Genomic DNA, 24,714 nt, shown 5'->3' on the forward strand with positions numbered 1-24,714 from the left:
ATTGGCCGGGTTTTTCGTCTGAAGGTCCTCCCGTCCGAAGACGGGAGCGCCGATCAGGCGGAGTAGTACATGTCGAACTCGACCGGGTGCGGGGTCATTTCATAACGCATGACTTCCACCATCTTCAGCTCGATGTAGGAATCGATCTGGTCGTCATCGAACACGCCGCCGGCGGTTAGGAACTTGCGATCCTTGTCGAGGCTTTCGAGGGCTTCGCGCAACGAGCCGCAGACGGTCGGGATCTTCTTGAGTTCCTTCGGCGGCAGGTCGTAGAGATCCTTGTCCATGGCCTTGCCCGGATGGATCTTGTTCTTGATGCCGTCGAGGCCAGCCATCAGCATGGACGCGAAGCCGAGGTAGGGGTTGCCGAGCGGGTCGGGGAAGCGGATTTCGACGCGCTTGGACTTCGGACCCGTGCCGAACGGAATGCGGCACGATGCCGAACGGTTGCGGGCCGAATAGGCCAGCAGAACCGGTGCTTCATAACCCGGGACGAGACGCTTGTAGGAGTTCGTCGTCGGGTTGGTGAAGGCGTTGATCGACTTTGCGTGCTTGATGATGCCGCCGATGAAGTAGAGGCAGCTTTCCGACAGGCCGGCATATTCGTCGCCGGCGAAGGTCGGCTTCGAGTCCTTCCAGATCGACAGGTGGACGTGCATGCCCGAGCCGTTGTCGCCGAAGATCGGCTTTGGCATGAAGGTTGCCGTCTTGCCATAGGCATTGGCGACCTGGTGCACGACGTACTTGTAGATCTGCACCTTGTCGGCGCTGCGCACGAGTGTGTCAAACTTGACGCCGAGTTCATGCTGGGCAGCCGCCACTTCGTGGTGCTGCTTTTCGACGGTGACGCCCATCTCGGTCAGCACGGTCAGCATTTCCGAGCGCATGTCCTGGCACGAGTCGACCGGCGGAACCGGGAAGTAGCCACCCTTGACGCGCGGACGATGGCCGAGGTTGCCGGTCTCGTAGTCGGTGTCGTCGTTGGACGGCAGTTCGGACGAATCGAGCTTGAAGCCCGTGTTGTACGGGTCGGCCTTGTACTTCACGTCGTCGAAGACGAAGAATTCCGGCTCCGGGCCGGCATAGACCGTGTCGCCGATGCCGGATGCCTTGAGGTAGGCTTCGGCCTTCTTGGCGGTGCCGCGCGGGTCGCGGTTATAGGATTCGCCCGAGACCGGGTCGAGGATGTCGCACATGATGACGAGTGTCGACTGCGCGAAGAACGGATCGACGTGGACCGTCGCCGGATCGGGCATAAGCACCATGTCGGACTCGTTGATCGCCTTCCAGCCGCCGATCGAGGAACCGTCGAACATGACGCCATCCGCGAACATGTCTTCATCGACGATGCCGACGTCCATCGTGACGTGGTGCATCTTGCCGCGCGGGTCGGTGAAGCGCAGATCGACGAACTTTACATCATCTTCCTTGATTTGCTTGAGGATATCATTGGCAGTCGTCATGTTTTGCAGTCCCTGTGTGAGATGACGAGGTGGAAGCCTCGGCCGAACGGCCGGGCGGATTAGATGGCGTCGACGCCGGTTTCACCGGTGCGGATGCGGATGACTTCTTCGACGTTGGAGACAAAGATCTTGCCATCGCCGATGCGGCCGGTCTGGGCCGCGTTGCGGATCGCCTCGATGACGGCCTCCGCGTTCTCGTCCGCCAGCACGACCTCGACCTTCACCTTGGGCAGAAAGTCGACAACGTATTCGGCACCACGGTAAAGTTCCGTGTGCCCCTTCTGGCGTCCAAATCCCTTCGCCTCGGTGACCGTGATACCCTGCAGGCCAACTTCCTGAAGAGCCTCCTTCACCTCATCGAGCTTGAAGGGCTTGATGATCGCTTCGATCTTTTTCATGAGAAAATGTCTCTCCGCTTCTCCCGTTTGCGCAGGATTTCGCCCGCTGCTCACTTCAAATGCACATAACATGCCAAGTCTAGGCGTTATCTGTTCCAGATCAGGGAAAACCCGTCTCTTTCACCATAACGTTCGTCCTCACGCCGGGGATGATGGGGCTTTCCCGAAAAAAGGGCCAGCGGAATCTGCCTAAAAATTGTCACTTTCTGCGCCCCCCGACCGCCGCACCAGATTGCCGTGCCGAAGGGTGGCGCCAAAAGCTGCAAACATGAGCATTCCGATTATGCAAATGCATAAAAAGAAGGCGAATTCCTTCGCCGCCGCCATTGCGCTTGTCTGTCCCATGGCTTTGCGGGCATGGTGGGACATGCACAGAGAAATCGATACGCTGATCCTCACGCCCGACGACATGGGCCGCATCGACCGCGACGCCGCCGCGTCGGGCCTTTCGAGCTACGGCCTGATGGAGCGGGCAGGGCAGGCGGTTGCCGCCGCCGCCCTTCGCCGCTTTCCGGGCGCCTTGCGCTTTGCCGTGCTGTGTGGGACAGGCAACAATGGCGGCGATGGCTATGTCGCTGCGCGCGCCTTGCAGGAAGCCGGAGCCGCAATCGCCGTTTACGCTTTCGGTGATCCGGCGGCGCTGAAAGGCGATGCGGCGGAAGCCTATATCCGTTTCAACGCTGCGGTCCTTCCCCTTGCCGATTACACACCCTTAGCTGGCGACGTCGTCATCGATGCGCTGTTCGGCGCGGGCCTGTCGCGCGATCTGCCCGACGCGGTCGTCCGCACCATCGAGGCCGTGCGCAAAAACGTCCTGCCCGTCCTCGCCGTGGACCTGCCCTCCGGCATCGACGGCCGCACCGGCCAGGTGCGGGGGCAGGCCTTCGAGGCGGTGGCGACCGTCACCTTCATGTGCCGCAAGCCCGGCCATGTGCTGCTGCCCGGCCGGACGCTGGCCGGCGAGGTCGAGGTCTTCGATATCGGCATTCCCGGCCGCGTCATCGCCCGGCATGCCGGCCACAGCCGGGTGAACACGCCCGCCCTCTGGCGGGTAGCCTTTCCCACCGAGACGGGCGCAACCCACAAATATGTGCGCGGCCATCTCGCTGTCTTCTCCGGCGGGGCGACAGCCACGGGGGCTGCACGGCTCTCCGCCATGGCCGGCCTGCGCGCCGGCGCCGGCCTCGTTACGCTGTTGTCGCCAAGCGACGCGCTTTCCACCAATGCGGCCCAGGTGACGAGCGTCATGCTGAGGCCCCTTGATAGCGAGGATGACCTTGCGGCCTTGCTGGCGGACGAGCGGCTGAAAACCTTCGTGCTTGGCCCAGGCTTCGGGGATACGGAAAAGGCAAGGCGCTATGTCCGCCGTCTCGCCGAAAGCGGTCGTCACCTCGTTCTCGACGCCGATGGCATCACCGCGTTCCGCGACGATCCCGTTTCGCTCTTCCAGCTCTTCGCCGCCTCCAACACACGGCTGGTCTTGACGCCGCATGACGGCGAGTTCGCCCGGCTTTTCCCTGATCTTGCCGCCGACAGAAGCCTTTCGAAGATCGAGCGCGCTCAGAAGGCCGCCGCCCGCAGCAACGCCGCCATCATCCTCAAGGGGGCTGACACGGTGATTGCCGCGCCGGATGGCCGCGCCCTCGTCAACGACAACGCGCCGCCCTGGCTGGCGACCGCCGGCTCCGGCGACGTGCTCGCCGGCATCGTCGGCGCCCACCTGACCCAGGGCATGCCCGCCTTCGAAGCCGCCGCCAGCGCCGTCTGGCGTCATGGTGAGGCAGGGCGAACAGCCGGTGAGGGGTTGACGGCGGAGGATCTCGTCAATGCTCTGAGTGGCCTAAGCCAAATCTAGGCATTGCATTGACGTCAAGTGAAGTGAAGTGGCCTGCACGCCGCAGGCGCGCGTATCAACGCTCTGAATAGCTTCGATCAAATCTAATGACTTTGAGCGAAGGGCGTTCCCCGTTAAGCAAATTCAGCAAAGGCGCGAGCGCGATCCGAAACGCTCTTGCCCCACAGCCCCGAAGCGGAAGACCGTCCCATGACTTTGATCGATATCGCGCTGCTCGTGCTCGTCGCCATCGTCTGGGGCTTCAACTTCGTCGTCATCAAGGTCGGCATCGAAAATTTCCCACCGATCCTGTTTTCCGCGCTGCGTTTCCTCTTTGCCGCCGTGCCGCTGGTGTTCTTCCTGCCACGTCCGGCAGTGTCCTGGCGGATCATCCTCGGCATCGGCCTCGTGCTGGGCGTGGTGAAATTCAGCCTGCTGTTCATCGGCATGGATGTCGGTGTGTCTGCCGGCCTTGCCTCGCTGCTCCTGCAATCACAAGCCTTCTTCACCGTCGCGCTCGCTGCCGTGTTCTACGGCACACGCCCACGCCCGGCGCAGATCACCGGCATCCTCATCGCCTTTGCCGGCATGGCCGTGATCGCCACGACGGTGGACGGAAGCTTTACCTATCTCGGCCTTGCCCTGGTGATTGCTGCCGGCCTTGCCTGGGCCTTCTCGAATATGCTGACGCGCAAGGCCGGCAATGTCGACATGCTGGCGCTGATGGTCTGGGTGAGCCTCGTGCCCCCGATCCCGCTGGCGATCATCTCGCTGGCAACGGAAGGGCTGGACAGGGACATCGCCGCCCTCCAGGCGCTCACTTGGCAGGGCGTCGGCGCAGTGGCCTATATCGCCTACATCGCCACGATCTTCGGCTTCGGCGTCTGGGGCCTGATGATCCGAAAACACGGCGTGGCCACCGTCGCCCCATTCTCTCTGCTCGTGCCGGTGTTCGGCATGAGTTTTTCGGCCCTGGCGCTCGGCGAGAGTTTTGGGCCTCAACGTCTCGCCGGCGCGGTCCTCGTCGTCTGCGGGCTCATCCTGACGGTGCTCGGCCCGCGCCTGCTCGACCGCTTGCGCGCGTCGCCGTCGCCGCACAAGGCCGGATAGTCAGGCCCGTGGCTGGGTGCGTTTCTGCAACTCGCGCGCACCGTTCGGCGCATTCACCTTTCCGGAGGTGATGAAGAACGCAAAAACGTCGCGCGCTTTCTGGGCCGGTTTGGTCTCCGGATCGATCTTCGGCAGGTCCGATGGTTCGCCGCCGCCCGCCCAGTCCTTCAGCCGTGCCGCCCATTCGTCCAGCGCCTTTGGCGGATAGCAGGTCGCGATGTCGTCGGACCCCTTCTGCAGGCGCGCATAGACGAAATCCGCCGTCACGTCGGCGATCTCGGGATAGTCCTCATGCTGTGCGTAGACGATCGCGGCCTTGTGCTTGCGGGCAAGGGCCGCGAATTCCGGCACGAGGAACGTGTCGTTGCGCACTTCCAGCGCATGTTTCAGCGTCAGGCCATCCAGCTTTTCCGGCAGGAGTTTCAGAAAGCCTTCGAAATCTTCCGGCTCGAACTTCTTGGTCGGCGGGAACTGCCAGAGGATCGGCCCGAGGTGATCGCCGAGTTCGGTCAAACCCTGCGTCAGGAATTTTTCGACCGACTCGCCGCCATCGGCCAGAACCTTGCGGTTGGTCGTGAAACGGCTGGCCTTCAGTGAAAAAATAAAACCGTCCGGCACTTCGGAGGCCCATTTGGCGAAGGTCTCCGGCTTCTGCGAGCCGTAATAGGTGCCGTTGACCTCGATTGCCGTCAGTTCGCGGCTGGCGAATTCGAGCTGCCGCTTCTTCGTCAGCTTTTCCGGATAGAAGGTGCCTTCCCACGGATCGAAGGTCCAGCCGCCGATGCCGGTGCGAATGGTGCCGGATGTGCTCATGTCTTGCTCTCCTCGACAGACAGGATGGCGGCGCGGTTCACGCCGGCGCGATGAAAGGTTGCGAAATCTCCTGGAACACTGGGAGGGCCTCCATGCCGGTGCAGTGCGCGGCCAGTGCCGGATAGGCCGCTGGGTCGATAAGGCCCGGATGGGCCTCGCTGACATGCCGCCAGGCGCAGGCGACCGCGATGTCCGCATGGGTGATCCGGCCGAACCAGAACTGTCCGGGCCGCACGGCGCGCTCCGCATCGAGCGCGGTCAGCACCGTACCGATCTGCGAACGGCAGCGTCCGACGAAGTAGTCCGACGGCGTTTGATGCAGATGCAGTTCGTAGAACAGGCTGACGCCCTTGTCGGCAAGGCCGGTGGCAAAGGTCATGACCTTCAGCGCCTGCCGCCGTTCCGGCTCGGCCTGCGGCAGCAGGCGCGTGTCTGCCGGAACAAGGCCATCCACGTAGTCGAGGATCGAATTGCTGTCGGCCACGACGTCACCGTCATCCAGCACCAGCGTCGGCACCCGCATCAGCGGATTGAGCGCCTGCACCTTCTCGCCTTCGCTGAACACCGACCAGGGCCGGTGCTCGAACGGCAGGCCATAGAGCCGCATGGCAATCGCCACGCGGCGCACATAGGACGAGTCGTACTGGCCGATCAGGATCATCAAAACCTACTCCGCCGCCACCCGTTTCATCGGGCGGCGCTCCAGCAGTTCCTTCAGGAAATGGCCGGTATAGGAGCGTTCCACCTTCACGATGTCCTCCGGCGTGCCCTCCGCGATCACCTCGCCACCGCCGTCACCGCCTTCGGGGCCGAAGTCGATGACCCAGTCAGCCGTCTTGATGACCTCGAGATTGTGCTCAATGACCACGACGGAGTTGCCCTGGTTGACGAGTTCGTGCAGCACTTCGAGCAGCTTTGCCACATCATGGAAGTGCAGGCCGGTGGTCGGCTCGTCGAGGATATAGAGCGTGCGGCCGGTCGAGCGCTTGGAAAGCTCCTTGGCGAGTTTGACGCGCTGCGCCTCGCCACCTGACAGCGTATTTGCCTGCTGACCGACCTTGATGTAGCCGAGGCCGACCTGGTTCAGCGTCACCAGCTTGTCGCGCACGGCGGGCACGGCGGCGAAGAACTCGACGCCTTCCTCCACCGTCATGTCCAGCACGTCGGCGATCGACTTGCCCTTGAAGGTGACGTCGAGCGTTTCGCGGTTGTAGCGCTTGCCGTGGCAGACGTCGCAGGTGACATAGACGTCGGGCAGGAAGTGCATCTCGATCTTGATGACACCGTCGCCCTGGCAGGCCTCGCAGCGTCCGCCCTTGACGTTGAACGAGAAGCGGCCCGGCTGGTAGCCGCGCGCCTTCGCCTCGGGCAGGCCGGAAAACCAGTCGCGGATCGGCGTGAAGGCGCCGGTATAGGTGGCGGGGTTCGAGCGCGGCGTGCGGCCGATCGGCGACTGGTCGATGTCGATGACCTTGTCGATATATTCGAAGCCGTCGATGCGCTCGTGCTCGGCCGGAATTTCGCGCGCGCCCATGATGCGCCGCGCCGCCGACTTGTAGAGCGTCTCAATCAGGAAGGTCGACTTGCCGCCGCCGGACACGCCGGTGACCGCCGTGAAGACGCCGAGCGGGATGGCGGCCGTGACATTCTTGAGGTTGTTGGCTTTCGCGCCGACGACCTTGATTTCCTTTTTCTTTTTCGGCTTGCGACGTTCCGCGGGCACGGCGACGGCAAGCTCGCCGGACAGATATTTGCCGGTCAGCGAGGCCGGATTGGCGATCACCTGCTGTGGCGAGCCCTGCGCGATGACTTCACCGCCGTGAATGCCGGCGGCGGGGCCGATGTCGACGACATAGTCCGCCGTCAGGATGGCGTCTTCGTCATGCTCGACCACGATCACCGTGTTGCCGATGTCGCGCAGATGCCGCAGCGTGTCGAGCAGGCGGGCATTGTCGCGCTGGTGCAGGCCGATGGAGGGCTCGTCGAGCACGTAAAGCACGCCGGTGAGGCCCGAGCCGATCTGCGAGGCGAGACGGATGCGCTGGCTTTCGCCACCCGACAGCGTTCCGGAATTGCGTGACAGCGAGAGATATTCGAGGCCGACATCGTTCAGGAAGCGCAGGCGCTCGCGGATTTCCTTGAGAATGCGGACGGCGATTTCGTTCTGCTTGGTGTTGAGGTTCTCCGGCAGCACATCGAACCAGTCGCGCGCGACGCGGATCGACATGGCCGTCACTTCGCCGATATGCAGTTTGTTGATTTTTACCGCCAGCGCCTCGGGCTTCAGGCGAAAGCCGTTGCAGGCCGGGCAGGGCGCGGCAGACATGTAGCGCTCGATCTCTTCACGCGACCAGGCGGAGTCCGTTTCCTTCCAGCGGCGCTCGAGGTTCGGCACGATACCTTCGAAGGTTTTCACCGTCTTGTAGGAGCGTGCGCCGTCCTTGTAGTTGAACTCGATCTTTTCCTTGGTGCCGTTCAGGATCGCGCCCTGCGCCGCTTCCGTCAGTTCCGACCAGCGATTGGAAAGCTTGAAGCCATAAGCGGCGCCGAGGGCCTCCAGCGTTTGATTGTAGTAAGGCGAGGACGATTTAGCCCAGGGCGCGATGGCGCCATCACGCAATGTGCGTTCGGTTTCCGGAACGATGAGTTCCGGGTCGATTTTCTGCTGGCTGCCGAGGCCGTCACAGGTCGGGCAGGCGCCGAAGGGGTTGTTGAACGAAAAGAGCCGCGGCTCGATTTCCGAGATCGTGAAGCCGGAGACCGGGCAGGCGAATTTTTCGGAAAACAGCACGCGCTCATGCGTCTCGTTCAGCGACTTGTTGGCCGAGCCACCGGCGGAGGTTTCCTCGACCGGCAGCGGCTTGTCGGCGAACTCCGCGATCGCCAGGCCCTCGGCGAGCTTGAGGCAGGTTTCAAGGCTGTCCGCCAGGCGCGAGGCGAGATCCGACCGCACGACGACGCGGTCGACCACCACGTCGATGTCGTGTTTGTACTTCTTGTCGAGCGCAGGCACATCGGCGATCTCGTAGAACTGGCCGTCGACCTTGACGCGCTGAAAGCCCTTCTTCATCAACTCGGCGAGTTCCTTCTTGTACTCGCCCTTGCGGCCGCGCACGATGGGCGCGAGGATGTAGAGGCGCGTACCTTCGCCGAAATCGATGACGCGATCGACCATCTGGCTGACCGTCTGGCTCTCGATCGGCAGGCCCGTCGCCGGCGAATAGGGCACGCCGACGCGCGCAAAGAGCAGGCGCATATAGTCGTAGATCTCGGTGACCGTGCCGACGGTTGAGCGCGGGTTCTTCGAGGTCGTCTTCTGCTCGATGGAGATGGCCGGCGACAGCCCGTCGATCTGGTCGACATCCGGCTTCTGCATCATTTCGAGGAACTGGCGGGCATAGGCCGAGAGGCTCTCGACGTAGCGGCGCTGGCCCTCGGCATAGATCGTGTCGAAGGCAAGCGACGATTTGCCGGAGCCTGACAGCCCGGTCATGACGATCAGCTTGTTGCGGGGCAGGTCGAGATCGATGCCCTTGAGATTGTGTTCGCGGGCGCCGCGAATGGAAATTGTCTTGAGTTCGCTCATGATATCCAGCGTCAGAAGTTCTTGCGCATTCGATTTAGGGGTTGCCCCTATGTAGGAACTGGTTGGGGCGTGTCCATGCGCGGTCGAAGGAATCCGTGCCCGTTTCCGATTCGGTTGACAAGAGTGTAGGGAATTATTAGAACAAAAAAAGAACGAATTTTTGCAATTGATCTGTGGATTATAGTCACGCGGGGCGGCGCTGGCGCACGGCAGCCGATAAGATGCCGCATTCATGGTGTGAAATGATGTCGGGCGCCAGAGCCCGACGCGACAACGGGAAGTATGGGTATGGCTGGAAGCGTCAACAAGGTGATCTTGGTCGGGAATGTCGGTGCGGACCCGGAAATCCGTCGGACGCAGGACGGCCGGCCGATCGCCAACCTGCGGATCGCGACCTCTGAGACCTGGCGCGACCGCAACAGCGGCGAACGCAAAGAAAAGACGGAATGGCACAATGTCGTCGTCTTCAACGAAGGCCTGTGCAAGGTCGTCGAACAATATGTGAAGAAGGGCGCCAAGCTCTACATCGAAGGCGCGCTGCAGACCCGCAAGTGGCAGGACCAGACCGGTAACGACCGCTATTCGACGGAAATCGTGCTGCAGGGCTTCAACTCGACGCTGACCATGCTCGACGGTCGCGGTGAAGGCGGCGGCGAGCGCCGCGGCGGCAGCGATTTCGGCGGCGGCGCACCGAGCTACGACGACTACGGTTCGCGCCCGTCTTCGGGTGGCGGAAGCAGCGGCGGCGCCGGTGGCGGCAGCCGTTCGGGCGGTTCGCCGCTCTCGCGCGATATGGATGACGACATCCCGTTCTGAGAACGACGGACACGACCGGCGTTCACGCCGGCTGATGTTCGACGCGCCTCCGGCGGGGTCATGCTGGCGGAGGCGTGTTATGAGCGATGAGAAGACGGCCGCAGATGTGCTTTTCCTGCGGCCGGGCGAGGGGCGAACCTATCCACTCGGCGCTATGACGGCGGTTTTCAAGGCGGATCACGGCGAAACCGGCAGCGCCTACAGCGTTTCCGAATGGTGGCTTGAGCCGAATACGACGGGTCCGGGCGCCCACTTCCATGTCGACAATGTCGAACTGTTCTATGTGATTGCCGGTGTCGCCAGCTTCCTGGCCGGCGATAAATGGTTCGATGCGCCTTCCGGCAGTTTCGTGCGTATTCCGGCCACCGTCATGCACGATTTCGAGAATCGCACGGACGAGCGCGTCGGCCTGCTCAACGTTTTCCTGCCGGGCGGGTTCGAGGAAAACATGCCGGCGATCACCAAATGGTTCGCCGACAATCCCTGACAGCGAGGGCTCATCACCGTTTCAGTGTCCCGAAAAGACCCATAACTCAGCCGGTTAACCGGAAGCGGCGCTACAACTTTTCCCGACTTGTTGCTGACGCATTCCGGGCCTAAAATTCCCACACACCCGAAAGCAATATCGCCGGCTGGATGTGAAAAGGGGAGGTCGCAATGGACGTGCTTCGAGACCCCACGCATATCGGCATGTTCGAACCGCAGGATCTGGATGTTCTGCAGGGCGTTTTCACACGATTGACGGCAACCAGGAGCCCTGCCTTCGACGAGGCCCGGGCCCGTTCGCTCGCGCGATCGATCATCACGCTGTATCGGCATGGCGTGCGTGATCCCGAGCAGATCTTCGACGTGCTGCAAGTGCCGTCGTCCTGACGCCGCAATCGCTATCCCAATTTCCAATGAGCGCTCGCCCGGCAACGGCGGGCGCTTAACCATATGGAAACCATAAATCAAACAAGCTCTTTCCCAGCTTTGCATCCATTCGCAATTTTGCCATCTTATTGGCATGATTAACGTACTGTTATTTACTGAGTGGCATTGACGGCCGGCTTGCAGGGGCAAGACAGGTTGGCTGGCACACCGTCGGGGACAATAGCGGCGTGGGACATAAAACTTTCGAGAAAAATGCGATCCGGTTCGGCAAGAGCTTGAGATTGCTGGCTATTCCTCTGGTCTGCGCGAGCCTTGCTGCCTGCGCGACGACGACGCCCGCGCCGAAGAAGAAGGTGCGCAGCAAGGAATTCTTTTCTGAATCCGAATATGGCGTGAAGGCAAGTCCGCGCGTCGTGGAAGAAGGCCAGGCCGTGCCAAAGGGTGGCGGCCGCTACCAGGTTGGCAAGGCCTATCAGGTTCGCGGCAAGTGGTACCAGCCGAAGGAAGAGCCCGGTTACAACAAGACAGGTCTCGCGTCGTGGTACGGTTCAGCCTTCCACGGCCGCAAGACGGCGAATGGCGAAGTCTACGACAAGTACCATCTCTCCGCCGCGCACCCGACGTTCCCGTTGCCGAGCTATGCGCGGGTCACCAACATGGAAAACGGGACCTCCGTTATCGTGCGCGTCAACGACCGCGGCCCTTACCATGAGGGCCGGGTGATCGACGTTTCGTCGAAGACGGCCGATCTGCTCGACATGAAGCGCACCGGCACGGCCAAGGTGCGCGTGCAATATGTCGGCAAGGCCCGCCTGGACGGGCACGACATGCCGTACCTCATGGCCTCCTACATTCCGAAGGGATCGCGCGTGCCGGCGGTCGACCCGGGCGGCCAGATCGCGACGGGCGTCATGGTGGCTTCCGCCGACAACCGTTCGCTGCCTGGCGTCGGCACGGAAGAAAACGTGCTGACCGTGCCCGACAAGAGCACGATGACGGCGCTCGCCAAGACGGCCCCGACAGCCGAGGCCTTCCAGGTGATGGAACAGTTCGTCATGCTGCCGGAGATCGGCCCGCTGCCAATCGAACGACCGAATTTCGTGCCCCAGCTTTCCGCTGAGCCAAGCTATGCGGCGGCCTATGCGGACGAGCGCGTGCGCGACGCTGCCGGCGCCTTCGATGCCATCCTGACGATGGACGGCCAGTTGACGCCGCTTTCCGCATTTGCCGACAACGCGGGCTGATCGCCCGCGTTCCCAAAGCCGTTTGCGCAATGCGGTCGGCTGTGGGAGTGTGACGACATTCGGAGTCGCCATGCATCGCCGTCTTTTCGCCGCCCTCATTGTCCTTCTGTCCTTTTCCAGCATTGCGCACGCGCAGTCTGCCGCGCCGCAGGCGGGCTTCGACGTCAAGGCGAAGCAGGTCTACCTCATCGAGGCGGAAACCGGCACGGTGCTGTTTGCCCGCGCCGAGGACGAGACCGTTCCCGCCGCCTCGCTTGCCAAGCTGATGACCATGGCGACGGTCTTCAAGGCGCTGGCCGGCGGCGAAATCACGCTCGATACGCAATTTCCCGTCACCGAACATGCCTGGCGCACGGGCGGTGCACCATCGCGCACCTCCACCATGTTCGCCGCCCTGAAATCGAACGTGCGCGTCGAAGACCTGGTCCGCGGCGTCATCATTCAGTTCGCCAACGACGCCTGCATCATCCTCGGCGAGGGCATCGCCGGTTCGGAGACCGCCTTCGCCGAAAGGATGACGCAGGAGGCGAGAGCGCTGGGGCTGCAGAAATCCGGCTTCGCCAATGCCACCGGCCTGCCGGACCCGGCAAACAAGGTGACGATGCGCGAAATGGTGCAGCTCGCCCGGCACCTGCAGACGACCTATCCGGACTACATGCGCTACTATCTCGAGCCGGAATTCGAGTGGAACAAGATCAAGCAGCGCAACCGCAATCCGCTTCTGACCCTCAATATCGGCGTGACGGGCTTCGTGACCGGCTTTTCGGAGGAGGGCGGCTATTCCATCGTCGCGGCGGTCAACCGCGACGGCAAGCACCTAGTGCTCGCCATGGGCGGCATGGAAAACGACAAGGTCCGCATCGAGGAAACCCGTCGCATCATCGAATGGGCGCTCTCCTCCTTCGAGCGTCGTACGCTCTTCAAGGAGGGTGAGGCGATCGCCGATGCCAGCGTCTATGGCGGCGATGCATCCAGCGTGCCGCTAGTGGCCGGCGAGCAGGTGGACGTCTTCCTGCCGAAGGACAATTCGCAAAAGCTCGTCGCACGCGTGGTCTATACATGGCCGGTGCGGGCGCCGGTCGAGCCGGGCCAGGCGATCGGCACCCTGAAGATCTGGAACGACAAACAATTGTTGCGCGAAGTACCGGTGGAGACAGCGGGTTCGGTCGGCGTCGGCGCTCTGCGCTCCCGGGCGCTGGATGCGCTGATCGAGTTGTTCTTCTTCTGGATTTGACGGGGCGGGCGACGGCGAAAAGCGTTTCGCCGGCCGGAAACATCGGTTAGTAGTGGTCCGACTCGCCCCGGCCCCGCCGGGTAACGCCGCTCTTGCGGCCATTGGTAACGGAAACAGGATTTGTCGGCCGCACCCGGTTTGTTTGTCACGTTCGAAGGCGGCGAGGGCGCCGGAAAGTCGACGCAGATCCGGCTTCTGGCCGAGGCATTGCGCGCGCGCGGCTTGCCCGTGCTGATGACGCGCGAGCCAGGCGGCTCGAAGGGCGCGGAAGCCGTCCGACACGTTCTCCTGTCTGGCGCGGCCGAACCCTATGGCATCCGCATGGAAGCGATCCTCTTTGCCGCCGCGCGCAACGATCATGTCGAGCAGGTCATCCGCCCGGCGCTGTCCGCGGGCACCGTCGTGCTCTGTGATCGCTTCATGGATTCGTCCCGCGTCTACCAGGGCATCACCGGCAACCTGGAGCAACCATTCATCGCGGCGCTGGAGCGCGTGGCCGTCAACGGCGTCGTGCCGGACTGCACCATCATCTTCGACCTGCCGGCCGCCATCGGCCTGGAGCGCGCCCGCAAGCGCAGCGCCGGACCCGACGAGCAGCCGGACCGCTTCGAGAAGGAAGAGCTGGAAACGCACGAGAAGCGCCGCGAGGCCTTTCTCGATATTGCCGAACGCGAACCGCTGCGCTGCCGTGTGGTCGACGCGACACAGACGCAGGAGGCGATCGCTATCCAGGTGCTCGCCATCACAGAGCCGCTGCTGCCGATCAACGCGCACGACCGGCACGACCCGGAGCATGTCTCGTGAGCGACGATCGTCCCGGCATCCTCGACGGTGCGGTGCATCCTGCCGAGCAGACAAGGCTTTTCGGCCATGCCGCAGCGGAACATTTCCTGGCGCGCTCCTACAGGTCCGGCAAGGGCCACCACGCCATCCTGATCGAAGGGCCGGAAGGCATCGGCAAGGCAACGCTCGCCTTCCGCTTCGCCAACCACGTGCTGCACCATCCGGAACCAGCCGACGCGCCGGAAACGATGGCCGACCCGTCTCCCGGTTCACCGATTACCCGCCAGCTCGTGGCCGGCGCCTCGCACAATCTGCTGCACCTCACCCGGCCGGTCGACGAGAAGACCGGCAAGGTGAAATCGGCGATCACCGTCGACGAGGTGCGCAAAGCCGGAAAATTCCTGGCCCAGACGTCCGGTACGGGCAACTGGCGCATCGTCATCATCGATCCCGCCGACGACCTCAACCGTAATGCTGCCAACGCCATCCTGAAAATCCTCGAAGAGCCGCCGAAGCGCTCGCTCTTCCTCGTCCTGACCCATGCTCCGGGAAAACTGCTGCCGACCATTCGCTCGCGCTGCCTGCCGCTGGCGCTGTCGCCGCTGTCGGAAGCCGATCTTGCCGCCGCCCTCGACAGCCTCGGCGCAGCACCGTCCGGGCCGCGTGCGGCAGACGTTCTCTCGGCAGCCCATGGCAGCGTCTCCGAAGCGCTGAAGCTGGTGAACTACGGGGGCTTCGACATCGTCGAGGCCTTCCGCACCATCGTCGAAGCCACGGCGGAGCCACCGCGCCGCGACGTGCACAAGCTCGCGGACGTACTATCGGCCAAGGACAGCGACACGGTCTTTTCGTTCTTCTGCCAGCACGTCACGGATTTCGTGACCGACAGCGCCCGCACCGCCGCGCTTTCCGGCGACATCGCCCGCGCCGACCGTCTCGCGCAGTTGTCCTCGCAGCTTGGCGAACGCATCACCATCGCACAGGCCTACAACCTCGACCGCAAGCAGACGATCATCAGCGTGCTCGACGATATCCGAGCTTCGCTGTAGTAGCGCGCAATCCCCACCCACGCCACAGTTCCGGCTCAGTCGGCTGCGACCCTTTCCGATGATTCCGGGGGATGTTCATGCCAGCAACGTGGTTCTGCTGCGCAGTATTTGCATTGGCGCTTTCTGCCACGGCCGCTGCCGCTGACAGCAGAAGCGGCGCTTCGTTTCCTGTCGAGGCCGCCATCGTGCTGGAAAACGGTGAACCGATTGCCGGCGCCGCCATGTACACAATCGGTGAGGAATGCCAGATTTTCACGCGGGAGCAGCATACGTTTGGCCTCTCGCTCAAGGTGCACGTAGGTAGTTCCCGATGCCTATCGAGCGAGTTGTACCTGCGCTGCGCGTCGGGAGAGTGTTCGTTTAGCAACGGTCGCTCCGGCCTGATGTTTGGTGGCGAGCGAAGGTTTGACGTCTACGAGGGTAGCGATGGCTATGAGCTTGTCCTCAGAAGAAGATCAAAGATCGGCAGCGTCCTCCTGAGCATTCCTGATTTCGGCCCACCGTGTGCGCTGCCAAAAAACGCCATCTAGGGGTAGAATGATCGTGTTCCGGGCGCCGAGATAAGGCGCGAATAGGAAGAGACGGAAACTTGCTGTTTCCCTCCACGCCCGCATGGTCTAATACCTTGCGGCATTGCACAACCGAAGACAGATACGCCCCATGACCGACACATCCCGCTTCTACATCACGACCGCCATTTCCTACCCGAACGGCAAGCCGCATATCGGCCATGCCTACGAGCTGATCGCGACGGATGCCATGGCGCGCTACCAGCGGCTCGACGGGCGCGACGTCTTCTTCTTGACGGGCACGGACGAACACGGCCAGAAGATGCAGCAGACGGCGCGCAAGGAAGGCATTTCTCCGCGCGAACTGGCTGATCGAAATTCGAAAGAATTCAAGGATATGGCCGTTCTTCTTAATGCGTCGAACGATGATTTCATCCGCACGACCGAGGATCGGCACTACGAGGCCTGCGCCGAAATCTGGCGCCGCATGGTCGCCAATGGCGACATCTACAAGGGTGGCTATGCCGGCTGGTACTCCGTGCGCGACGAGGCCTACTACCAGGAAAACGAGACCGAGAAGCGCGACGACGGCGTGCGCTACGGACCGCAGGGCACGCCCGTCGAATGGGTGGAAGAGGAGAGCTATTTCTTCCGCCTGTCCGACTATCAGGACAAGCTGCTGAAGCACTACGAGGACAATCCGGACTTCATCGGCCCGGCCGAGCGCCGCAACGAGGTGATCTCCTTCGTCAAGTCCGGTCTCAAGGACCTGTCGGTCTCGCGCACCACCTTCGACTGGGGCATTCCTGTCCCGGACGATCCTGCACATGTCATGTATGTCTGGGTCGATGCGCTCACCAACTACGTCACCGCGACCGGTTACCTCACCGATCCGGAAGGCCCGCGGGCAAAGTACTGGCCAGCAAACATCCACATCATCGGCAAGGACATCATCCGCTTCCACGCCGTCTACTGGCCGGCCTTCCTGATGTCGGCCGGCGTGCCGCTGCCGGAGCGCGTCTTCGCCCATGGCTTCCTGCTCAACAAGGGCGAGAAGATGTCGAAATCGCTCGGCAACGTCGTCGATCCGGTCAACCTGGTGAATCATTTCGGCCTCGACCCGATCCGCTACTTCTTCCTGCGCGAAGTCTCCTTCGGCCAGGACGGCAGCTACAGCGAGGAGGGGATCGCGACCCGCATCAACTCCGACCTCGCCAACGGCATCGGCAACCTCGCCAGCCGCTCGCTGTCGATGATCGTCAAGAATTGCGACGGCAAGGTGCCGGAGTGCGGCGCGCTTTCCGATGCCGACAGCGCGATGCTCGAATCCGTCGATGCGCTGCATGCGCTGACGCGCGAGGAGATGGGCAAGCAGCAGATCCACAAGGCGCTGGCGGCGATCATCGCCGTCGTGTCGGAGGCCGACCGCTACTTCGCCGGCGAGGCGCCCTGGGCGCTGAAGAAGACCGATCCGGTCCGCATGGGCACCGTGCTCTACGTGACGGCGGAAGTCGTGCGCCAGATCGCGATCCTGCTTCAGCCCTTCATGCCGAAATCCGGCCGCAAGCTGCTCGACCTCGTCGCGTCGCCCGTCGACAAGCGTGATTTTGCAGCACTTGGCGAGGCTGGTCGTCTCGTCAGCGGCACGCCGCTGGAAGCGCCGACGCCGGTCTTCCCGCGCTACGTCGCACCCGAGGCGTGACGCGGCAATGCTGATCGACACCCACTGCCATCTGGATTTTCCCGACTTCGAAGCGGAGCGCGACGATATCGTCGCGCGGGCGCACGCGGCCGGGGTGAAGCAGATGATCACCATTTCGACGCGGGTGAAGAAGTTTCCGACGATCCTGGCGATTGCCGAAAAATACCCGTCGGTCTTCTGTTCGGTCGGCACGCATCCGCACAATGCGGATGAGGAGCTGGATGTTACGGTCTCGGAACTGGTCGCGCTATCGAACCATCCGCGCGTCGTGGCGATCGGCGAGGCGGGCCTCGACTATTTTTACGACAATGCGCCGCGCGACGCCCAGCGGATCGGCCTCACCAACCACATCGCGGCCGCGCGCGAAACCGGCCTGCCGCTGGTCATTCACAGCCGCTCGGCGGATGAGGACATGGCGGCGATCCTGACCGAGGAAACGGGGAAGGGAGCCTTCCCCTTCCTGCTGCATTGCTTCTCCTCCGGTCCGGAGCTTGCGTGTATCGGCGTCGAACTCGGCGGCTATGTCTCCTTCTCCGGCATCCTGACCTTCCCGAAGTCGGAAGAGCTGCGCGAGATTGCGAAAACCGTGCCGCTGGAGCGCATGCTGGTCGAGACCGACGCGCCCTACCTTGCGCCAAAACCGTTCCGCGGCAAGCGCAACGAGCCGGCCTATGTGGCGCACACGGCTGCGGTGCTTGCCGAGACGGTCGGCGTCAGCGTCGAGGAGATCGCCCGCATCACCACGGAAAACGCCTTCCGCATCTTCTCGAAGATGCCGCGGGTGTAGGCGTGGCCACCGTCCGGCGCTTCACCATTCTCGGCTGCGGCTCATCACCCGGCGTGCCGCGCATTACCGGCGACTGGGGTGCCTGCGACCCGGCCAATCCGAAGAACCGCCGCACCCGCGCCGCCTTTCTCATCGAGCAGTTCGGACCGGACGGCACGACGACGGTCGTCATCGATACCGGCCCGGATTTCCGCGTTCAGATGATCGCCGCGGGCGTCCAGAACATCGACGCGGTGCTGTTTTCCCATCCTCACGCCGACCATATTCACGGTATCGACGATATCCGCGGTTTCGTGCTGCACAATCACAAGCAGATCCCGATCTGGGCCGATGTGGCGACCATGGAGCGTATCCGCGAAGGGTTCGGCTACTGCCTGAAGACGCCGCCCGGCAGCATGTATCCGCCGATCGTGACGGAGAACCTGATCGAGCCGATGGACGCGCCGGTGACGATCAAAGGGGCAGGGGGATCCATTACCTTCCAACCCCTCCTCCAGGTGCACGGCTCGATCCATTCGCTGGGCTTCCGCATCGGCAATGTGGCCTATTGTAGCGATATCAGCGACTTCCCGGACGAGACGGTTCCACGCCTCGCGGGCCTCGACATGCTGATCATCGACGCCCTGCAATATCGCTTCCATTCGAGCCATCTGTCGCTCAGCCAGGCACTGGAATGGATCGACCGGTTGAAGCCGGCGCGCGCGATCCTGACGCATATGCACGTACCGCTCGACTACGACACCGTGCAAAAGGAAACGCCGGCCCATGTGGAGCCGGCGTATGATGGTCTCAGTTTCGAGATGACGCTGTAAGGCGATCAGGCGAAGTAAGGCGCCAGGTTCTTGCGGATGCGGTCCAGGACCGTATCGCCGGAAAGGTCCGGCACAAACGTCTTTCCGGTAATCTGTTCAAAGGCCTGGATGTAGACCTTCGACGTCTGCTCGACGAGATCGCGCGGGATTTCCGGGATCGGATCCTTGTAGGGATCGCAGCGCTCGGTAACCCAGGCGCGCACGAAATCCTTGTCGAAGCTCGCCGGGCGGCCGCCCTTGGCAAAGCTGTCCTCATAGCTGTCAGCGATCCAGTAGCGGCTGGAATCCGGCGTGTGGATCTCGTCGGCGAGCAAGATGCGGCCGTCCTTGTCCGTGCCGAATTCGTATTTGGTGTCAACGAGAATCAGCCCGCGTTCGGCCGCCCGAGCCTGTCCGCGCGCAAAAAGCGACAGGGCATAACGCGATACGGTTTCCCATTGCTCGGCCGTCAGCAGGCCCTGGGCAAGGATTTCCTCGCCGGAGAGCGGCTCGTCATGACCGCCGTCGAACGCCTTGCTGGTGGGCGTGATGATCGGCTCGGGCAGTATTTCGTTGTCCTTGAGGCCATCCGGCAGCGTGATGCCGTACATCTGGCGCTCACCCTTGCGGTATTTCGTCAGGATCGACGTGCTGGTCGTGCCGGCAAGATAGCCGCGGACGACGATCTCGACCGGCAGGATATCGAGCCGCGTGCCGATGACGACGTTCGGGTCCGGATAGGACAGCACATGGTTCGGGCAGATATCGGCGGTTTCCTCGAACCAGTAGCGCGCCGTCTGCGTCAGCACCTGGCCCTTGAAGGGAATCGCGGTCAGGATGACATCGAAGGCACTCAGCCGATCCGTCGCGATGATGATACGGCTGCCGTCGGCCAAGTCGTAGTTCTCGCGAACCTTGCCGTTGTAGCGGTTCGGCAGTTCCGGGATATGGGCGTCGGAGAGAATGCGCAACTCGCTCATAGGTGCAGGCTTTCGCTGTTGGTTCCGTCTGCCGTTTCGCTTAAGGCCGCGAGTGGTGCAGGGTCAAGGAAGAAACCCGATTTCCAGCACTTTCAGCGTCGCTGGCAAATCATTTAGTTCCATAATCTATCTTATGTGATCGTCGTTGCGGCCGTAAGAAAGCTGGAATGTCACTCTCCCCAGGCTTTGGTGACGTTGATTCCCCCGACAAAGATCGAAAGTCTGTGGGCAAGTTTCAGCGACACGTTGAACCCATGAACCGAACGCCACAGTATCCGTTGATCAGAGAACGGGTGATCGGACGTAGGGAGACGACGCGTTGAGGGTTCAAGCGATTGTTGCTGTTATCTGTCTCGCCATCGTGGGACTGGCTCTCTCGGGCTGCGCTGGCCGCTCCTGCCGCGATTGGCCCGGGACATGCATCATTCAGTGATGCCAGATCCTGCGCGAGAGGCTCATCACCGACGAAGAATATCTGCCTTCTAAGCAGAATGTCGCAGGTTCAAGCACAACGTTAAGGGGCGGCTGATGCGGTGATTTTGAGGGTTGAACACCGCCCACCCTATCTTCCCGGCGAAAACATACCCTAAGCATTTGAAAAGATTGGCGACCCCTGCAGGGCTCGAACCTGCGACATTCTGCTTAGAAGGCAGATGCTCTATCCAGCTGAGCTAAGGGGCCGGAACTGGCAAGGCCAGAAAAACCTCAGTGGGTCCAGGGTTGCGTGCGGCTGAAGCGGAAATTGTCCGGATAGGCAACGCGCTTGCGGGTCGCTTCCTTGGGCTCGATCACGCGGTATTCGATGCCGTTGCGCGTGGCGTAGGCGACCGCCTCTTCGCTGGTTTCGAAGGTCAGCTTGACCTGCTGGTACATGTCGCCGGAGCTGGTATAGCCCATGATCGGGTCGATCGTCCGCGGCTTTTCGGCATCGAACTCCAGAACCCAAAGGTTGGTCTTGGCCTTGCCGGACTGCATGGCGGTCTTGGCGGGACGATAGATCTTCGCGGTCATCGAAGCGGCTCCAGAATTCTCGCATAAAGGCGCACCGTTGTGCCGGCGCGCGTCCGAGAATGCATAACCCAGATTCCGTAAAGGGGGAATGACCGGAAGAGCATTTGGCATCGAAACGCCCGCCGATGGTCGGAGTGGAGAGATTCGAACTCCCGACCCTCTGGTCCCAAACCAGATGCGCTACCAGACTGCGCTACACTCCGTCCGTCCCGGCGATGGGGAGATACACGCATCTGCCCTGAGCCGCAACAGCAAAAGCCAGCTTTCTCACGGTTGTTAAAGAGAAACTGCTTCCAAGCGGAAAGGCGTCGCAAATGCCCTACTTCACCTTGCGCTGGGATTCGATGAGTTCGCTCTGCACGCGGTTGCCGGCGCGGATTCCAAGGCGCTTCACGGTGCCGCCGTTGAGTTCCAGCACGTAATCGATCGGCCCCTGCGAATCGATGATCGATTCGGAGAGCGGCTCGGCATTTTCCTTGATGGCGCGCACCTTGCCGTCCTTGGCGAGGAACAGCATGTCGAGCGGCAGATAGGTGTTCTTCATCCACATGAAGACCTGACGCGTCTCGCCGAAGGCGAAGAGCATGCCGTGATCCGCGGCCATGTCGCGGCGGTTCATCAGCCCCTGCTCCCGCTGGCGCGGCGTCACGGCGAGTTCCACCGTAAAGGCATGGCTCTTGCCATCCTTGGTTATGATCGCCAGTGGCTGCTTGTCGAAGGTCTCGGCCGCGAACGCCGCGGGGACCAGACACAAAAATAGTGCCAGCAGAGCGCCCATCAGGCGCGCCAAACCGGAAGCGCGCGCAGGACCTGCCATCAGTGTGCCATGTTGCCGGGAGCCGGATTGTCGGGGTGAATTTCGGCAGCCATCAGGCCCTTGTCACCGTCACCGAAGCGCACCAGAACCACCTGCCCCGGCCGCAGCTCGGTCAGACCGAATCGGCGCAGCGTCTCCATATGGATGAAGATGTCCTCGGTGCCCTCGCCCCGCGTCAGGAAGCCGAATCCCTTGGTGCGGTTGAACCATTTCACCAGCACGCGCTCCAGCCCGCTCGACGGCGTGACCTGCACATGCGTCTTGACCGGCGGCATCTGCGAGGGATGCACGGCCGTCGACTGGTCCATGGAAAGAATGCGGAAGGCCTGGTAGCCGCGGTCACGCTTCTGGATCAGCGCCACGACGCGCGTGCCTTCCAGAACCGTCTGGTAGCCATCGCGCCGCAGGCAGGTGACATGCACCAGAACGTCCTGCATGCCGTTGTCCGGCACGATGAAGCCAAACCCCTTGGCGACGTCGAACCACTTGATGACGCCGGTGATCTCGATCAGATCGACAGCGTCATTGCTCTGGTCATCACGGCCCGTGATTTCCTTTGACGACACTCTGTCCACCATGACCTGCCAGCCTCTCGTTTACGCGTCACATGAGTTTACGGTTAACTGATTCTTGATAACCAGAATAACATTGTCCCGATGCGAATGCGCAAGCCCCTTTGAAAGTTTTGCCGGTCGCATTGGTAGGCCACGAGGCTTGCCTCAGGCTGACAAAACCCTAATCTTCCGGGCGATTCCACATTCTAAGGATATTCCAATGCGTTATCTCCATACGATGGTCCGCGTGAAAGACGTCGATCAGTCCCTGCATTTCTACTGCACCCTGTTCGGTCTCGTGGAAGTGCGCCGCTATGAGAATGAAAAGGGCCGGTTCACCCTGATCTTCCTGGCCGCGCCCGAGGATGCCGATGCGGCGCGGGTAAACGCCGCCCCCTGCCTCGAACTCACCTACAACTGGGACACCGAGGACTATGCGGGCGGACGCAATTTCGGCCACCTCGCCTACGAGGTCGACGATATCTATGCGATCTGCCAGAAGCTGATGGACAACGGCGTCACGATCAACCGCCCGCCCCGCGACGGCCACATGGCCTTCGTGCGCTCGCCGGACGGCATTTCCATCGAAATCCTGCAGAAGGGCGACAATCTGGCCCCCGCCGAGCCTTGGGCCTCGATGGGCAATACCGGCGCCTGGTAAGCCCGAACGGGACGCAAGCTCCGGGCAAAGCTTGCGTCCTATTGTATGACGAGACCATTGTTTCGCCGTATTTGACCGGGACTTTCTTGCCGTTCCGGTCGATCGCCAGTGAGAGGGGTGCTTTGGCCGATTGCGAGCCGGATACCTTCTGTTCTGCGTTTTTACGGCTTCACACGTTCGGCCTTTACACACCCGGCCGAAACGCTAACATCGCGGCAACCGCAGCCTGGCCCACCCGGCTTTTCTCGATTGCGGTTGCGACTGTTTGAAGACATAGCCCGATCGGCGGCAAGACCGAGGGCACGAACGTCGAATGCGGGGGAAAGCCTTTGCAAGATTTGCAGGGAAAGTGGTCAGGCCTGAAGGCGCTGCGGTATGGATTGCTGCTGGCCGTTTCGGTTGCCACGCTTTCGGGCTGCGTTTCCGCGGCTTCCACGGATATGCGCGCCGATAACAAGGCCGCGCAGGAAAGCGAAGATTCCGTCGCCGAAGGCAGCACGGAAGAGACCACCACGCCGGTCGTTACCGCTGGTGCGGCTGGCGGGGCGGCGCAGGATGCATCCGTCACGGCCGATGCCGGAACGACAGGGCAGCAGACAACGGGCGAAGCCGGCAGCGACATGGCGGGCCTCGTCATGCAGCCGACGTCGCTGAACGCCGGCAAGGTCAGCATCTATTCCAATGGCAACCAGGCGACCCCCACAAGCAACGCCTATGCGACGCAAACGTCCGGCACGAGTGGCGCCGTCAATAGCCTCTATGCCAATTCGGGTGCGGCGCAGACTGCCGATCAATCCGGGCGATTGCCGGTAGAAGACATGCCGACGGTCGATTCGACGACACAGCAGCCGGTCGCCACCCTCGGTGATGAAAAGGCCGAAGTCGTGCTGCCGGAAACCGTGCCGATCCCGAAGACGGCGCGCACGGCGCTCGTCGCGGAAGCTGCGAGCGGCAATGCGGCAGACCTCGCGCTTGTAGCCCCGGCGGACGATGCCGCTGTCGCCACCCTGCCGGAAACGGAGACGCAGACCAAGGACCAGCCGCGCAAGACCGTGACGCTTGCCTCCCTGTTTGCCAACAAGCGTGAAGCCAAGGAGCAGTTCGACGGCGAACGTTTTGCCGTGCAGCCGCGCCGCGTGATCAGCCGCGACAGCGCGAACGCCACGCAGAAGGCCTCGCTTGGCACGCTTCCGGGCGTTACCACCGCCCATGCCCTGTTCTCGACGGATCACTCGGAATCCGAAGAGGTCGAGGATGACGCACCGCAGTTCAAGGAAGTAGCCTCGCTTGCCGGTCTTGCGCGCCTCGCGCCGAATGGCCTGTGGCTGCAGACCGAAAAGGTACAGACCGGCTGTTTCAAGCCGGAACTGCTGCAGGTGCTGAAGACGATTGAAAAGCATTACGACAAGCCGATCATCGTCACCTCCGGCCTGCGCGACCTGAAGCGCAACCGGGCCAAGCAGTCGCTGCACACCCGGTGCGAGGCGGCGGATATCCAGATCGCCGGCGTCAGCAAATGGGAACTCGCGGAATATCTGCGCACCATGCCCGGCCGTGGCGGCGTCGGCACCTATTGCCATACCGAATCCGTGCATATCGACATCGGCACGGAACGCGACTGGAACTGGCGCTGCCGTCGGCGCAAATAGATTTTGCGGCCTAAGCGCCTGCAATATCTGGGTTTACACCCATTCAAAGC

Annotated in this window: 24 protein-coding genes and 2 tRNA genes; 15 read left to right on the top strand and 11 right to left on the bottom strand. The window is 62.3% G+C overall.

The genetic code is table 11. The features are described from left to right. Positions 1 to 53: 53 nt before the first annotated feature. Together glnA and BSY16_RS06120 are read right to left on the bottom strand one after the other, a co-directional pair. A complete protein-coding gene (gene glnA, locus BSY16_RS06115) occupies positions 54 to 1,463 on the bottom strand; it encodes a type I glutamate--ammonia ligase (protein ID WP_069058849.1) in 1,410 nt (469 codons plus the stop codon). 59 nt (positions 1,464 to 1,522) lie between these two features. Continuing rightward, entirely contained in the window at positions 1,523 to 1,861 is a 339-nt protein-coding gene (locus tag BSY16_RS06120; protein WP_003515720.1) for a P-II family nitrogen regulator, read from the bottom strand. A gap of 367 nt (positions 1,862 to 2,228) precedes the next feature. Here BSY16_RS06120 and BSY16_RS06125 point away from each other — a divergent pair, with 367 nt between their 5' ends. Together BSY16_RS06125 and BSY16_RS06130 are read left to right on the top strand one after the other, a co-directional pair. Next, positions 2,229 to 3,716, top strand: a complete 1,488-nt coding sequence (locus tag BSY16_RS06125; RefSeq protein ID WP_069061404.1) for a bifunctional ADP-dependent NAD(P)H-hydrate dehydratase/NAD(P)H-hydrate epimerase — start codon at positions 2,229 to 2,231, stop codon at positions 3,714 to 3,716. Between the two features lie 189 nt (positions 3,717 to 3,905). Further along, complete coding sequence (locus BSY16_RS06130; protein ID WP_069058850.1) at positions 3,906 to 4,805, top strand: EamA family transporter; 900 nt, start codon at positions 3,906 to 3,908, stop codon at positions 4,803 to 4,805. On the opposite strand, the gene BSY16_RS06135 is transcribed toward BSY16_RS06130, so the two are convergent. The 3 genes from BSY16_RS06135 to uvrA are packed head-to-tail and all read right to left on the bottom strand — an operon-like array spanning position 4,806 to position 9,204. After that, positions 4,806 to 5,618, bottom strand: coding sequence for a DUF72 domain-containing protein (locus tag BSY16_RS06135; RefSeq protein ID WP_069058851.1), 813 nt, complete (start codon positions 5,616 to 5,618; stop codon positions 4,806 to 4,808). A 37-nt stretch (positions 5,619 to 5,655) separates the two neighbouring features. Further along, complete coding sequence (locus tag BSY16_RS06140; RefSeq protein WP_069058852.1) at positions 5,656 to 6,279, bottom strand: glutathione S-transferase family protein; 624 nt, start codon at positions 6,277 to 6,279, stop codon at positions 5,656 to 5,658. A 6-nt stretch (positions 6,280 to 6,285) separates the two neighbouring features. Then, the gene (gene uvrA, locus BSY16_RS06145; RefSeq protein ID WP_069058853.1) at positions 6,286 to 9,204 is read right to left on the bottom strand and encodes an excinuclease ABC subunit UvrA; all 2,919 of its coding nucleotides are present in this window, start codon (positions 9,202 to 9,204) and stop codon (positions 6,286 to 6,288) included. 288 nt (positions 9,205 to 9,492) lie between these two features. Between uvrA and BSY16_RS06150 the strand changes: the two genes are divergently transcribed. The 11 genes from BSY16_RS06150 (at position 9,493) to BSY16_RS06200 (ending at position 19,013) form a co-directional block, all read left to right on the top strand. Next, complete coding sequence (locus tag BSY16_RS06150; RefSeq protein ID WP_069058854.1) at positions 9,493 to 10,020, top strand: single-stranded DNA-binding protein; 528 nt, start codon at positions 9,493 to 9,495, stop codon at positions 10,018 to 10,020. 79 nt (positions 10,021 to 10,099) lie between these two features. Beyond that, a complete protein-coding gene (locus BSY16_RS06155; protein ID WP_069058855.1) occupies positions 10,100 to 10,507 on the top strand; it encodes a cupin domain-containing protein in 408 nt (135 codons plus the stop codon). 170 nt (positions 10,508 to 10,677) lie between these two features. Further along, positions 10,678 to 10,893 (top strand): hypothetical protein, encoded by a 216-nt coding sequence (locus BSY16_RS06160; RefSeq protein ID WP_069058856.1) that lies wholly within the window; start codon positions 10,678 to 10,680, stop codon positions 10,891 to 10,893. 227 nt (positions 10,894 to 11,120) lie between these two features. Next, positions 11,121 to 12,137: a septal ring lytic transglycosylase RlpA family protein gene (locus BSY16_RS06165; RefSeq protein WP_502696000.1), complete on the top strand. Its 1,017-nt coding sequence runs from the start codon at positions 11,121 to 11,123 to the stop codon at positions 12,135 to 12,137. A 70-nt stretch (positions 12,138 to 12,207) separates the two neighbouring features. Then, positions 12,208 to 13,371: a D-alanyl-D-alanine carboxypeptidase family protein gene (locus BSY16_RS06170; protein ID WP_069058857.1), complete on the top strand. Its 1,164-nt coding sequence runs from the start codon at positions 12,208 to 12,210 to the stop codon at positions 13,369 to 13,371. A gap of 120 nt (positions 13,372 to 13,491) precedes the next feature. Beyond that, the gene (gene tmk / locus BSY16_RS06175) at positions 13,492 to 14,175 is read left to right on the top strand and encodes a dTMP kinase (RefSeq protein ID WP_069058858.1); all 684 of its coding nucleotides are present in this window, start codon (positions 13,492 to 13,494) and stop codon (positions 14,173 to 14,175) included. Continuing rightward, positions 14,172 to 15,203 (top strand): DNA polymerase III subunit delta', encoded by a 1,032-nt coding sequence (locus BSY16_RS06180; protein WP_069058859.1) that lies wholly within the window; start codon positions 14,172 to 14,174, stop codon positions 15,201 to 15,203. Before tmk ends, BSY16_RS06180 begins: the two co-directional genes overlap by 4 nt. Positions 15,204 to 15,280: 77 nt before the next feature. After that, positions 15,281 to 15,733, top strand: a complete 453-nt coding sequence (locus BSY16_RS06185) for a hypothetical protein (protein WP_150129886.1) — start codon at positions 15,281 to 15,283, stop codon at positions 15,731 to 15,733. A gap of 130 nt (positions 15,734 to 15,863) precedes the next feature. Beyond that, complete coding sequence (gene metG, locus BSY16_RS06190; RefSeq protein WP_069058861.1) at positions 15,864 to 17,414, top strand: methionine--tRNA ligase; 1,551 nt, start codon at positions 15,864 to 15,866, stop codon at positions 17,412 to 17,414. A 7-nt stretch (positions 17,415 to 17,421) separates the two neighbouring features. Beyond that, positions 17,422 to 18,201, top strand: a complete 780-nt coding sequence (locus BSY16_RS06195) for a TatD family hydrolase (RefSeq protein WP_069058862.1) — start codon at positions 17,422 to 17,424, stop codon at positions 18,199 to 18,201. Between the two features lie 2 nt (positions 18,202 to 18,203). Next, positions 18,204 to 19,013, top strand: coding sequence for an MBL fold metallo-hydrolase (locus BSY16_RS06200; RefSeq protein ID WP_069058863.1), 810 nt, complete (start codon positions 18,204 to 18,206; stop codon positions 19,011 to 19,013). A 5-nt stretch (positions 19,014 to 19,018) separates the two neighbouring features. Here the strand turns inward: BSY16_RS06200 and BSY16_RS06205 are convergent, their stop codons facing one another. The 6 genes from BSY16_RS06205 to BSY16_RS06230 form a co-directional block, all read right to left on the bottom strand. Further along, complete coding sequence (locus BSY16_RS06205; RefSeq protein ID WP_171902443.1) at positions 19,019 to 19,963, bottom strand: phosphoribosylaminoimidazolesuccinocarboxamide synthase; 945 nt, start codon at positions 19,961 to 19,963, stop codon at positions 19,019 to 19,021. A 613-nt stretch (positions 19,964 to 20,576) separates the two neighbouring features. Next, positions 20,577 to 20,653 (bottom strand) — tRNA-Arg (locus BSY16_RS06210). 24 nt (positions 20,654 to 20,677) lie between these two features. After that, on the bottom strand, positions 20,678 to 20,983 hold the full coding sequence (locus BSY16_RS06215) for an ETC complex I subunit (protein ID WP_069058865.1): 306 nt from the start codon (positions 20,981 to 20,983) through the stop codon (positions 20,678 to 20,680). Between the two features lie 126 nt (positions 20,984 to 21,109). After that, positions 21,110 to 21,186: transfer RNA gene (locus BSY16_RS06220), tRNA-Pro, on the bottom strand. 116 nt (positions 21,187 to 21,302) lie between these two features. Further along, positions 21,303 to 21,800 (bottom strand): DUF192 domain-containing protein, encoded by a 498-nt coding sequence (locus BSY16_RS06225; protein ID WP_069058866.1) that lies wholly within the window; start codon positions 21,798 to 21,800, stop codon positions 21,303 to 21,305. After that, positions 21,800 to 22,378: a cold-shock protein gene (locus BSY16_RS06230; protein ID WP_069058867.1), complete on the bottom strand. Its 579-nt coding sequence runs from the start codon at positions 22,376 to 22,378 to the stop codon at positions 21,800 to 21,802. The genes BSY16_RS06225 and BSY16_RS06230 overlap by 1 nt, the downstream gene beginning before the upstream one ends. 196 nt (positions 22,379 to 22,574) lie before the next feature. Between BSY16_RS06230 and gloA the strand changes: the two genes are divergently transcribed. Together gloA and BSY16_RS06240 are read left to right on the top strand one after the other, a co-directional pair. Further along, complete coding sequence (gene gloA / locus BSY16_RS06235; RefSeq protein WP_069058868.1) at positions 22,575 to 23,015, top strand: lactoylglutathione lyase; 441 nt, start codon at positions 22,575 to 22,577, stop codon at positions 23,013 to 23,015. Positions 23,016 to 23,344: 329 nt separating this feature from the next. Beyond that, positions 23,345 to 24,664, top strand: coding sequence for a YcbK family protein (locus tag BSY16_RS06240; protein WP_069058869.1), 1,320 nt, complete (start codon positions 23,345 to 23,347; stop codon positions 24,662 to 24,664). Positions 24,665 to 24,714 lie beyond the last annotated feature (50 nt).

Source organism: Sinorhizobium sp. RAC02, from assembly GCF_001713395.1.
GTDB lineage: Bacteria > Pseudomonadota > Alphaproteobacteria > Rhizobiales > Rhizobiaceae > Shinella.

What these genes read in the sequence shown, in the direction of transcription:
- BSY16_RS06195 (WP_069058862.1), top strand. Translation starts at nt 17,422, where the DNA reads ATGCTGATCGACACCCACTGCCATCTGGATTTTCCCGACTTCGAAGCG.
- BSY16_RS06135 (WP_069058851.1), bottom strand. Translation starts at nt 5,618, where the DNA reads ATGAGCACATCCGGCACCATTCGCACCGGCATCGGCGGCTGGACCTTC.
- metG (WP_069058861.1), top strand. Translation starts at nt 15,864, where the DNA reads ATGACCGACACATCCCGCTTCTACATCACGACCGCCATTTCCTACCCG.
- BSY16_RS06150 (WP_069058854.1), top strand. Translation starts at nt 9,493, where the DNA reads ATGGCTGGAAGCGTCAACAAGGTGATCTTGGTCGGGAATGTCGGTGCG.
- gloA (WP_069058868.1), top strand. Translation starts at nt 22,575, where the DNA reads ATGCGTTATCTCCATACGATGGTCCGCGTGAAAGACGTCGATCAGTCC.
- BSY16_RS06185 (WP_150129886.1), top strand. Translation starts at nt 15,281, where the DNA reads ATGCCAGCAACGTGGTTCTGCTGCGCAGTATTTGCATTGGCGCTTTCT.
- uvrA (WP_069058853.1), bottom strand. Translation starts at nt 9,204, where the DNA reads ATGAGCGAACTCAAGACAATTTCCATTCGCGGCGCCCGCGAACACAAT.
- BSY16_RS06130 (WP_069058850.1), top strand. Translation starts at nt 3,906, where the DNA reads ATGACTTTGATCGATATCGCGCTGCTCGTGCTCGTCGCCATCGTCTGG.
- BSY16_RS06155 (WP_069058855.1), top strand. Translation starts at nt 10,100, where the DNA reads ATGAGCGATGAGAAGACGGCCGCAGATGTGCTTTTCCTGCGGCCGGGC.
- BSY16_RS06125 (WP_069061404.1), top strand. Translation starts at nt 2,229, where the DNA reads ATGCACAGAGAAATCGATACGCTGATCCTCACGCCCGACGACATGGGC.
- glnA (WP_069058849.1), bottom strand. Translation starts at nt 1,463, where the DNA reads ATGACGACTGCCAATGATATCCTCAAGCAAATCAAGGAAGATGATGTA.
- BSY16_RS06170 (WP_069058857.1), top strand. Translation starts at nt 12,208, where the DNA reads ATGCATCGCCGTCTTTTCGCCGCCCTCATTGTCCTTCTGTCCTTTTCC.
- BSY16_RS06160 (WP_069058856.1), top strand. Translation starts at nt 10,678, where the DNA reads ATGGACGTGCTTCGAGACCCCACGCATATCGGCATGTTCGAACCGCAG.
- BSY16_RS06225 (WP_069058866.1), bottom strand. Translation starts at nt 21,800, where the DNA reads ATGGCAGGTCCTGCGCGCGCTTCCGGTTTGGCGCGCCTGATGGGCGCT.
- BSY16_RS06230 (WP_069058867.1), bottom strand. Translation starts at nt 22,378, where the DNA reads ATGGTGGACAGAGTGTCGTCAAAGGAAATCACGGGCCGTGATGACCAG.
- BSY16_RS06120 (WP_003515720.1), bottom strand. Translation starts at nt 1,861, where the DNA reads ATGAAAAAGATCGAAGCGATCATCAAGCCCTTCAAGCTCGATGAGGTG.
- BSY16_RS06215 (WP_069058865.1), bottom strand. Translation starts at nt 20,983, where the DNA reads ATGACCGCGAAGATCTATCGTCCCGCCAAGACCGCCATGCAGTCCGGC.
- BSY16_RS06140 (WP_069058852.1), bottom strand. Translation starts at nt 6,279, where the DNA reads ATGATCCTGATCGGCCAGTACGACTCGTCCTATGTGCGCCGCGTGGCG.